8 protein-coding genes and 1 tRNA gene are annotated in these 10,947 nt (G+C 66.7%); 2 read left to right on the forward strand and 7 right to left on the reverse strand.

Annotation, left to right across the window (positions count from 1 at the left end):
- Positions 1 to 23: 23 nt before the first annotated feature.
- The gene (locus ASB57_RS21165) at positions 24 to 2,012 is read right to left on the reverse strand and encodes a sigma-54-dependent Fis family transcriptional regulator (protein WP_057654001.1); all 1,989 of its coding nucleotides are present in this window, start codon (positions 2,010 to 2,012) and stop codon (positions 24 to 26) included.
- Positions 2,013 to 2,248: 236 nt separating this feature from the next.
- Here ASB57_RS21165 and adh point away from each other — a divergent pair, with 236 nt between their 5' ends.
- Positions 2,249 to 3,778, forward strand: a complete 1,530-nt coding sequence (adh, locus tag ASB57_RS21170; RefSeq protein WP_057654002.1) for an aldehyde dehydrogenase — start codon at positions 2,249 to 2,251, stop codon at positions 3,776 to 3,778.
- 145 nt (positions 3,779 to 3,923) lie between these two features.
- Positions 3,924 to 4,322 carry a DUF779 domain-containing protein gene (locus ASB57_RS21175; protein ID WP_057654003.1) on the forward strand — a complete coding sequence of 133 codons (399 nt, stop codon included), beginning with the start codon at positions 3,924 to 3,926 and terminating at the stop codon, positions 4,320 to 4,322.
- 68 nt (positions 4,323 to 4,390) lie between these two features.
- On the opposite strand, the gene ASB57_RS21180 is transcribed toward ASB57_RS21175, so the two are convergent.
- The 6 genes from ASB57_RS21180 to fdxH form a co-directional block, all read right to left on the reverse strand.
- Positions 4,391 to 4,486 (reverse strand) — tRNA-Sec (locus ASB57_RS21180).
- A gap of 60 nt (positions 4,487 to 4,546) precedes the next feature.
- On the reverse strand, positions 4,547 to 6,745 hold the full coding sequence (locus ASB57_RS21185) for a SelB C-terminal domain-containing protein (protein ID WP_057654004.1): 2,199 nt from the start codon (positions 6,743 to 6,745) through the stop codon (positions 4,547 to 4,549).
- The gene (gene selA / locus ASB57_RS21190; RefSeq protein WP_057654005.1) at positions 6,742 to 8,244 is read right to left on the reverse strand and encodes an L-seryl-tRNA(Sec) selenium transferase; all 1,503 of its coding nucleotides are present in this window, start codon (positions 8,242 to 8,244) and stop codon (positions 6,742 to 6,744) included. Before selA ends, ASB57_RS21185 begins: the two co-directional genes overlap by 4 nt.
- A gap of 3 nt (positions 8,245 to 8,247) precedes the next feature.
- Complete coding sequence (gene fdhE, locus ASB57_RS21195) at positions 8,248 to 9,252, reverse strand: formate dehydrogenase accessory protein FdhE (RefSeq protein WP_057654006.1); 1,005 nt, start codon at positions 9,250 to 9,252, stop codon at positions 8,248 to 8,250.
- A 57-nt stretch (positions 9,253 to 9,309) separates the two neighbouring features.
- Positions 9,310 to 9,981, reverse strand: a complete 672-nt coding sequence (locus ASB57_RS21200; protein ID WP_057656320.1) for a formate dehydrogenase subunit gamma — start codon at positions 9,979 to 9,981, stop codon at positions 9,310 to 9,312.
- 61 nt (positions 9,982 to 10,042) lie between these two features.
- Entirely contained in the window at positions 10,043 to 10,945 is a 903-nt protein-coding gene (gene fdxH, locus ASB57_RS21205) for a formate dehydrogenase subunit beta (protein ID WP_057654007.1), read from the reverse strand.
- Positions 10,946 to 10,947: the final 2 nt, after the last annotated feature.

Raw genomic sequence — 10,947 nt, forward strand, 5'->3', positions numbered from 1 at the left:
CGCGAAGCCAACAACGGCGCCTTTCAGGCGCCGCTGTTCTTTACGCGACGGTACAAGGTGCTGCGATGCACACCCAGGCGGCGCGCCGCCTGGCTGACGTTGCCGTCGCAGGCTTGCAGCGCCCCGTGGATGGCGGCGTCCGTCATCCCTTGCAGGGTGCCTGCCACGGCTTCGTGTTGATGCGCCGGCAAGGTGCCGCGGATGTCCGCCGACAACATGTCGGCATGCACATCCTCGTCACCCGCCAGCACGCGCAAGGTGCGCAGGGTCGTCGACAACTGGCGGAAGTTGCCGGGCCAGGCATAGCCGGCCAGCAGATCGACGACGTCGGCCGGCAGGCCTGGACGCTGGGTGATTTGCGCGGGCGTGCCCCACAAGGCGCGCACGATGGCGGCGGGGTTGGCATGTTCGCGCAAGGCCGGCAGGCGCACCGTGTATTCGGCGATGCGGAAATAAAGATCGCTGCGGACCGGGCCCGGATCCAATGGCCGATGGGTGGCGCAGACCAGGGCGAAATCGACAGGCACCGCACGGCCGCCCCCCAAGGGCGTGACCTCCCGCGCCTGCAGCACGCGCAGCAGACGCGCCTGCAAGGCCAGGGGCATGTCGCCGATCTCGTCGAGGAACAGCACCCCGCCCTGGGCCTGGCGCAGCAAGCCTTTGCTGCCCTGCTTGCGCGCGCCGGTGAACGCGCCGTCCTCGTAGCCGAACAATTCCGATTCGATCAAGGTCTCAGGCAGCGCGGCGCAATTGACCGCCACGAAGGGGCCATTCGCGCGGGCGCTGCGTTGATGCATCTGGCGCGCGAAGATTTCCTTGCCGACACCCGTCTCGCCTTGCAGCAGCACCGAGATGCCGGCATCCAGCAGGCGCACCGTGCGCGCCAGTTCGCTCAGGGTGCCGGCGTCGAACCAATAAGCGGAAGCCGCCGCGCCCCGTTGCGTGATCGGCGCCACCGGCGGCACCCGCTGGACAGGCGCGACGCGAAGCACGGGAGGGTCGGTCCGCAGCGGCGTCACGGGCGGAACGCCGCCGATACCGCCGATCGCATGAATGCCACGCACATCGGCGTCATGGGTCGGTGCTGGATGCGCCGAGGTGGCCGGGACCGCGGAACCCTGATCGGGCCAGCGCACGCGCACATGCAGCATCTGCCCGTCCTGCCGATGCAGGCGTCCCGCAGCGGCGGCCTGTCCAGGCGTGCCGGCGAAGAGGTCTTCGTAGCGGAACACGCCCAGAGCCGCGTGGTCGATGCCCAGCAAGGCCAGGGCATGGCGATTGGCGGCGGCCAGCACGTCGCCGTCGAACGCCAGCAAGGCCGCGCTATCGGCCTCCAGGCCATCCGGCCGTATGTGCAGGCGCAGCATCAGGCAGGACGCCGCCAGGTCCTCGAACAAGGCGCTTTCAACCCGGTCGATGGCCGCGCGCAGGCTGTCGCCCGCGTCACGCCAGCGGCCGTCCGCGTGGCAGGTCAGATCCAGCAGGCCCAGGGTGCGGCCTCTGGGGTCCAGGATGGGCATGGCGGCGCAGGTCAGGACGTGGTTCGGCTCGAAATAATGCTCGGCCCCCTGCACGACGATGCCGCGGCGCTCGACCAAAGCGGTGCCGATGGCATTGGTGCCGGCTACCGACTCGCTCCAGGACGCCCCTGGCGCCAGGGCCAGGCGGCTGGCGCGGTCGAGGAAGTCGACGCTGCCGCCGCTGTCCAGCACCAGGCCCGCGGCGTCGGTAAGGACCACCAGACCGCCGGCGGCGCGCGCCTGCTGCTTCATGTCGGCCATGACCGGCGCGCACAGGCGGCGCAGGGCGCCATGGCGGTCCAGCTCCTGGCGCAATTCGGTCTGGGTCAATAGTTCGGCTTGGCGGGCGCCGCGCATGTCCTGGCCGGACTCGGCGCAGCGGCGCCAGGAACGCAGAATGGGTTCGGCCAGTAGCTGCTCCGGAACGACACCCTGCTGCCGGAACAGGCGGCGGGCCGCGCTTAGCGCAGCCTGATGAGACGTTGAGGACATGACGGTCTCCGGTAGGCGTTCTGCGACACCTGTCGCCGTTGCCTGTCGCAAAACGCGACAGAACGGACCGGCGCACGCCAGTGGCCGGCGGTTACGGCGTACTTTCGCATGCGCCCTGTGCCTTGTCCACGCGCGTAACGTTCCCACACGATGTGCGGCCGGTGCAGTTGGCATACATATTGCAAGAGTAGAGAAAGGCCCGCCCGCCAGGGCCACTACTGAAAAAAGGAGACAGCATGGACACCGCAACCCGCGTCGCGCCGGATGCCTACGGCTCGCCCGTCAATTTCAAGAAGCAATACGACAACTTCATCGGCGGCCGCTGGCAGGCGCCCGCCGAAGGGCAGTACTTCGACAACCTGACGCCCATCACGGGCCAGGTGCTGTCGCGCAATGCCCGCTCCACGGCGCGCGACATCGAACTGGCGCTGGATGCGGCGCACAAGGCGGCGCCGGCCTGGGGCAAGACATCGGTGGCCGAACGCGCCCGCATGCTGGCCCGCATCGCCGACATCATCGAAGAGAACCTGGAGCTGCTGGCCACCGCCGAGACCTGGGACAACGGCAAGCCGATCCGGGAAGCGCGCGCGGCCGACATTCCGCTAGCCGTCGACCACTTCCGCTACTACGCCGCGGCCATCCGCGCGCAGGAAGGGGGGCTGTCCGAGATCGATGCCGATACCGTGGCCTATCACTTCAAGGAACCGCTGGGCGTGGTCGGCCAGATCATTCCCTGGAACTTCCCCATCCTGATGGCCGCGTGGAAACTGGCCCCGGCCCTGGCCGCCGGCAATTGCGTGATCCTCAAGCCGGCCGAGCAGACACCCACCGGCATTCTGGTATTCGCCGAACTGATCGCCGACGTGCTGCCGCCGGGGGTGCTCAACATCGTCACCGGCTTCGGCCTGGAGGCGGGCAAGCCCCTGGCGTCCAACAAACGCATCGCCAAGATCGCGTTCACGGGCGAGACCACCACCGGGCGCCTGATCATGCAGTACGCCTCGCAGAACCTGATCCCCGTGACCCTGGAGTTGGGCGGCAAGTCGCCCAATATCTTCTTCGCCGACGTGGCGTCGCAGGATGACGATTTCTTCGACAAGGCCATCGAAGGTTTCGTCATGTTCGCGTTGAACCAGGGCGAGGTCTGCACGTGCCCCAGCCGCGCCTTGATTCAGGAATCGATCTACGACCGCTTCATGGAACGCGCGCTGAAGCGTGTCGCCGCGATCAAGCAAGGTAATCCGCTGGACGCCGACACGATGATAGGTGCGCAGGCCTCCAGCGAGCAGCTGGAGAAGATTCTTTCCTACCTGGATATCGGCAAGCAGGAAGGCGCCAAGGTATTGGCGGGCGGCGCGCGCGCGCAGTTGTCGGACGATCTGAAGGAAGGGTATTACGTGCAGCCTACGGTGTTCGAAGGCAAGAACAATATGCGCGTCTTCCAGGAGGAGATCTTCGGGCCGGTGGTGGCCGTGACCACGTTCAAGGATGCCGACGATGCGCTGTCGATCGCCAACGACACCTTGTACGGCCTGGGTGCCGGGGTGTGGTCGCGCGATGGCAATACCGCCTATCGCATGGGCCGCGCGATCCAGGCCGGGCGCGTGTGGACCAACTGCTATCACGCCTATCCGGCGCATGCGGCATTCGGGGGCTACAAGCAATCCGGCATCGGCCGCGAAACGCACAAGATGATGCTGGATCATTATCAACAGACCAAGAACCTGCTGGTCAGCTACAGCCCGAAGAAGTTGGGCTTTTTCTGAGGTACGCCGTTGCGGGAGGGCCGTGGCGGCGCGGGGGCCGCCACGGCTTGTCAGGGTCAAGCTGGGCGCTGTTTTCTTGGGGGCGCCCGGCCAGGGCACCCCCTCCCCCGCCTTCTCGGCAGAGTACACATCGGAGCGATGCATCATGTCCACTACGCATTCGACAGCGGCCCCCCATACGGCGGTCCGCGATGAAGAAGACATCGGCAAGGTGACGGCTACGCCCGCGGCGCTGGCGTTGATCGCGGAGCTGACGGCCGAGTACGGGCCTATCATGTTCCACCAGTCCGGCGGCTGTTGCGATGGCTCGTCGCCCATGTGTTATCCACAGGGCGAGTTCCTGCTCGCCGATCACGACGTACGCCTGGGTGAAATCGGGGGAGCGCCGTTTTATATCGGCGGCGCGCAGTATGAGGCGTGGAAGCACACCGACCTGATCATCGACGTCGTGCCTGGACGCGGTGGCATGTTCTCTTTGGATAACGGGCGCGAGAAGCGTTTTCTGACCCGGTCTTCGGTTTGCATCGTGCCGCCGGTGCAATGATTCCCCGCGACCTGAACGGTCAGGGAATTTAGCGGATGTGGGCGCATCAGCCCAATGATGTCGGGTGTTGGCGGAAGGCAGCAGGAGTCGAACCTACCTGGGAACGGCTGACGCCCCCAACCGGGTTTGAAGCCCGGCCGTGCCACCGGGCACGGATGCCTTCCCTGGCGGCGCTTGATGATGGCCCATATGGGCCAGGCCATGCAGGGGTCACCTGCATTTACTCATAAATCCCACTGCGCGTCGGCACGCGGAATATGCGTGTCCCGTACGCGGCGAGTGTATCCGACGCGATCGAAGAACTCCAGGATCTGGATGGCGCGCTTGCGGCCCAGCCCGGTCGCATCGCGGAAGTCCGCGGCTTCGATGCCGCGGGGCGGCGGAGGGGTGGATGACGCGTCCGGCGCGTCGACCACGGCTGCAGGCTCGTGTGCTGCCGCGGACTCCGGTATCGCTGAAGGCGCGGGCGCATCCTCGCGCCCTGCCAGTCGCGCCAATAGCGCCACCAACTCCTTCACACGGTCACGGTGATAGAACAGATCCTTGACGATCTGGCTGACTTCGCCACGCCGCATCAACTTGCGCAACAAGCTGCGCACGCGCTCTTCGGGCTGGTTATGGCGACGGGCAAGATCGCGCACCCATGGCGGGTCGTACGCGCCCGCCAGCAGATCGGGCAGCAGACGCTGCGCCAACGCTTCGTCCTCGTCGCTCAGCGCGGCGCTGTGGCCCGGCAGATGCAGCCAGGGACCGTTGCGTTGCACGTCACCGTCGCGCAGCATGTCATCGACCAACGCGCGCAGCAGGTCATCATCCAGGGTAGGCCACGCCATGCGCCGCAGCCGGCTGATGTCGGCGCCGGGCTCATCAGGCAAGTCGCCATGAAACTTGCCCAACGCCGCCAGCGCCGCATCCCGCAAGGCATCCCGATGCCGCCGCAGGATGACGATGTCACCGATACGCAGAGCATCCTTCGGCAGCGCGACGTGAACGGACAGCACCGGCCCGGCAGCCAGATCCAGGCTGTCGACTGGGCGACCGACGAGGCGCTGCAGGTCGGCCACGCGCAGGCCCAAAGGGGCCTGTTCCAGGACAGGCGCCAGGTCGCCGTCGGTCAGCATCGAGGCGATGGCGTCCAGCCATTGCAGGCGTGCGGCAGAGCGGCGCTTACGGTCGGGCGCCTGCGGATCCAGGATGACGCCGCCCCCTATCGTCCGCGTGGCCTGGGCGTTGCGGGCGATGAAGCGGTCGCCCGCGCTGGCGCATATCGGTTTGTCGAAGACCAGCTGCACACGGGCCTGCGCGCCCGGCGCCACGGCGTCGGTCGTCAACGGTACGACGTGCGCCAGTCGTCGGGCGGCGCCCCAATGGATATGCAGCGGTGTCCACGCCTTGACGGTCGTATCCGCATCGGCCAGCAGCCGCAGATCGACGTCGATGCGGGTGGACGGCAGCAGCGCGCGTTCGTCGGCGATCCAGTCGCCGCGTTCGATCGAACGGGTATCGATAGCGGCCAGATTCAACGCGCAACGCTGACCGGCCACGCCGACACTGGCGGCACGATTCTGCGCATGCAGGCTGCGCACACGCACCGGTGTGCCGGCAGGCGCCAGCACAAGCTGCGCCGCTTCGTCGCCCTCTTCCGCCGCGTTGCCCGTCGCGGGCAATTGCAGACGTCCGCTGAAGACGGTACCCGTGACGACCGTACCGCGGCCCGCGAGGGTGAATACGCGATCCACGGCCAGGCGGAAGAAGCCGTCCTGCCGACGTGCGGGCAGCGCGGCCGCGCAAGCGAACAGGTGCTCGCGCAAAGCTGCGACGCCGTCGTCGGAGGAACCCGACCTATCGAGCGTGGCGGCGGAGGAAGCCTTGGCGTTCAACGTGGCATCGGCGGAAATCGGCGTATGCGGCGTATGCGGCGTATGCGGCGTATCCTGCGTGCCAGCGGAAGCGGAAGCGGCAGCGGCAGCGGTTGCCACCGCGTTCACGCGGAATACGGGAGCATCGGCCAGCGCGGTGCCAGCCAGCATGGCCAGCACTTGCGTTTCAACTTCCGCCACGCGGGTGGCATCGACACAGTCTATCTTCGTGATGGCCACCGCGCCCCGAGTCACGCCGACCAATTGCAGAATGGCCAGATGCTCACGTGTCTGTGGCATGACGCCATCGTCGGCGGCGATCACCAGCAAGCCGAAGTCGATGCCGCTGGCGCCGGCCACCATGGTGTGAACCAGCTTCTCGTGGCCGGGCACGTCGATGAAGCCCAGCACCTGCCCATCCGGCGCGGGCAGATAGGCATACCCCAATTCGATGGAAATGCCACGCGCCTTCTCTTCTTTCAGACGATCGGTGTCCACACCGGTCAGTGCCCGCACCAGCGACGACTTGCCATGGTCGATATGACCCGCGGTCCCGACGATCACGGCTGCCGCACCTCCCGCAGCCCCGCCGACAACGCAGGCAGCTGCCCGGTGAAGGCGGCTTCGTCGCCGGCCTCCAGGCAGCGCAGATCCAGCCACAAGGCGTTATCGCCGATGCGTCCGATGACCGGGCGCGGCAACCCCCGCAAGGCCTCTTCCAATCTTCCCAGCGCCCGGCCCGCGCGCGCCTTGCCGGCCGCGCGCACGGCCAGCCCGCAGCTGGGCAATTGATCCACCGGCAAGGCCCCGCTGCCTATCTGGCTGAACATGGGAACGACGCTGACCTCATACGCCTCCCCCACCGCAGCCTGCACAAGCGGCGCCAGACGGACAGCCTGTTCCTGCATCACGGCCTGGCCACGCGTCAGCAGACGCAAAGTCGTCAGCCGCTGCGGCAGCAGTTCCGGCGCGCGATACAGCGCCAGCACCGGCTCCACGGCAGCCAACGTCAACTTGCCCACACGCAGCGCCCGCTTCAAGGGATTCCTCTTGATCTTGCGGATGAGGTCCGCACGGCCGACGATGAGTCCCGCCTGCGGTCCACCCAGCAATTTGTCGCCGCTGAACGTCACCAGATCGGCCCCGGCGGCGATGGTGTCCCGCACCGTGTCTTCACGCGGCAGCCCCCATTGCGTCAGGTCGACCAACGTGCCGCTGCCCAGATCCACCGCCGCAGGCAGCCCCTTCGCATGGGCGATACGGGCCACTTCCGCGATACTCACGCTATGGGTAAAACCGCTGATGGCGTAGTTGCTGCAATGGACCTTCAGCAGCATGGCCGTCTTCGGGCCGATGGCATTCTCATAATCCGCGGCATGGGTACGATTGGTCGTACCGATCTCGACCAGCTTGGCGCCTGCCCGCTTCATGATGTCCGGCACCCGGAAGGCTCCGCCGATTTCCACCAGCTCGCCGCGCGAGACCACCACCTCCTTGCGCTCGCCCAAGGCATTGAGCATCAACAGCACCGCGGCCGCGTTGTTGTTGACGACAGTGGCGGCTTCGGCGCCCGTCAGTTCGCGCAGCAGATCGACGATCAGATCGTCACGATCCCCACGCCCGCCGGTGGCCAGGTCGAACTCCAGGTTGCCCGGCGTCGTCAAGGCGCGCACCACCGCCTGCACCGCCGCTTCCGGCAACAAGGCTCGGCCCAGGTTGGTATGCAGCACGGTGCCGGTCAGGTTGAACACCGCGCGCAGACGCGGCGCATTCAATGTGGCCAGGCGTTGGCCTATGGTCCGCGCCAGACACACTGGGTCCAACTCGGCGGCAACGTCGACGAGCGCATCGGCGCCTCCGGCCTGCGCGGCAGCGTTGGCACCAGCTGGAGCCGCAACAGCATCGACCCGCCCCGCCGCCAACACCGCCGGCCGCAGCTCATCCAGCCGCGTCCGCAATGCCGCCACCGTGGCGCCCCGCCCGTACTCGGCAATCAAGGCCCCGACCGCGGGCGCGGCGAGCAGGCGATCGACGGAAGGAATCCGCAGCGCGCTATCCGCCATGTCCTACTCCCGCCCGATGCCGGCCGCACCCTGCTCAGGGCCGGACTCCGGCGTGGCAGTCTCCTCGTCCTCCCCCTGCCACAGGAAAGGATTCCCGCTCGCCCGCTGATATCCCGCCTCGCCCACCAGCAAGTCCAGCGCCAAGGTAGCCAGATCATCGGCGATGGGATCGACGTTGAACGCCTTGTCCTGGGAAAAAATCTTGCGATAGGTGTGGCAGCTTTCACAGGTCTCGGCACGGGCCGCTTCCCGTTCCAGCGCGCGGTCTTCCGTCTCAATGCCCTGGTACGCGATGTTCCTGGTCTCTTCGCACGTCGTGCATTTGACCCGCACCACATGCCACTGCGTCGAACACAGCGCGCAGCACAGATAGCGATACCCTTCCTGCTGCCCGCCCACGCGCACGACACTCGCCACCGGCAGCGAACCGCAGACCGGGCACAAGCCATAGGGACTGACCACCGGCAGTTGCGCCGAATCGAAGCGACAGGCCTGGTCGGTGGCATACACCTGCAAGGCCGCCATCAGGAACGGCGCCGTCGCCACGTCGATCTGTCCGGCGCCTTCGCCCACCAGGGCGGCCGCGGCGCGGTCCAGTCCCTCCGCATCGTCCTGCACGGATAGCCTTAGATCGGCGCATATGGCCCGCACCGGCGCGGGCAAGCCCGCCGCCGCGTCCAGATGATCCAGGATGTGCAAAAGAATTTGATGCCAGGCCGGATCGCGCGGAATCTCACCCGCCGCCACCGGCGCCATGCCATGCGCCTGGGCCAGCGCGATGCGCTGCGCGTCCACCGCCGGTGTCTCGCACTGTGCCAGGGCGATATGCTGGGCGTCGGCCAGCACGGCGATCAGGCTCAGGTAATCGCCGATGGCGTTGCCCGGCGCCAGTTCGCGCAAACGCGCCGCGCGCAGCCGGAAGACTTCACCGCGCACCGGTGCGAGCAAGCGCGGAATATGGTTATGGTCCAGGGCTTCGATTTCGCCCCGCGGCAGAATACGTTGCACTACGTGCTCCCGACATGAATAAGGCGGCGGCCGGCGCGGCCGCCGCCCCGCCAGGAACTACCGGTTCGTATAGGTATCGCGCGACGAGCGGCCGCCTTCGACGTCACGGAACCAGGCGCGATGATGCTTCCACGCCCAGCCCCAGGTGACCTTGCCGCGCACCATGGCGCCTATCGATCCCTTCACCCACAATGCCGCATAAATATGCACGATGATCGCGCAGATTATGCCGAAACCGCAAACCGCGTGCAGCACGGAGGCGGCCCGGATCACGCCGATGGGGAAATAGAAGCTGAAATACTGCCGCCAGATCACGATGCCGCTGGCCAGCAGGCCCAGCATGCAAAGGATCAGCACATAGAACAGCAGCTTCTGGCCGGCGTTGTACTTGCCGACCTCCGGCAAGCGGTCCTCGCGATTGGTCAACACGTCGTTGATCTGCTTCAGCCACTGGACATCGCGCTTCTGCATGAGGTTGTGGCGCCACATGCGCAAGGCCAGCAAGGCGAAGCAGACGAACATCAGCACGCCGACGAAGGGATGCAGGATGCGCACCCACGGACCGCCGCCCAGCACCGCCGACATCCAGAACATGGACGGATGGAACAGCGCCAGCCCGGACGCCGCCAGCAGCAGGAAGGTGATGGCGACGATCCAGTGATTGGTGCGTTCCCCGGCGGTATAGCGCTGGATCCAGCGGACCTTGCCGTGCCCACCAGAGGCAGCCATGCCGCCCGGTGGATCGTCCCTGGGCAGAGGCGGGGCGGACGGCCCCTGGCGATGAAGGTTCTCAGCCATGGCGCACCTCCTCTTCGGCTTTGCGCTCGTCTTCCTCGTCGGTCTCGTTGGGACCCACGCGCACGTAGTGGAAGAAACCCGCCAGCGCGGTAAGCGCCATGGCGGCCACACCCAAGGGCTTGGAGATGCCCTTCCAGAAGGAAACCATCGGGCTGATGCGCGGGTTCTCCGGCAAGCCGTGATACAGCGTCGGCTTGTCGGCATGGTGCAGCACATACATGACGTGCGTCCCGCCCACGCCCTGCGGATCGTACAGGCCGGCATTGTCGAAACCGCGCGACTTCAGGTCCTCGATGCGCTCTTCCGCGTGATGCTTCATGTCCTCCTTGGTGCCGAACACGATGGCGCCGGTGGGACAGGTCTTGGCGCAAGCCGGCTCCTGTCCCACCGCCACGCGGTCCGAACACAAGGTGCACTTGTACGCCTTGTGATCCTTCTTCGAAATGCGCGGCACGTTGAAGGGACAGCCGGTCACGCAGTAACCGCAGCCTATGCAGTTTTCCTCGTGAAAATCGACGATGCCGTTGGTGTACTGGACGATGGCGCCCGGCGACGGACAGGCCTTCAGGCAGCCGGGGTCCTCGCAGTGCATGCAGCCGTCCTTGCGGATCAGCCACTCCAGGTTGCCCGAGTCCGGGTTCTCGTACTCCGAGAAGCGCATCACGGTCCACGAGTGCTCGGTCAGGTCGGCCGGGTTGTCATACACGCCGACGTTGGTGCCGACCTCGTCGCGCAGGTCGTTCCACTCCATGCACGCGGTCTGACAGGCCTTGCAGCCGATGCACTTCGACACGTCGATCAGCTTGGCCACCGAGCCGGTGGACGGCTCGCGGACCTGCGGCATGGGGGTGGTGGTGGCGGAGCGCCGCTTGATATCCAGGGATTGCATGGACATGG

Origin of the sequence: Bordetella sp. N (genome assembly GCF_001433395.1) — a bacterium.
Lineage (GTDB): Bacteria > Pseudomonadota > Gammaproteobacteria > Burkholderiales > Burkholderiaceae_B > Bordetella_C.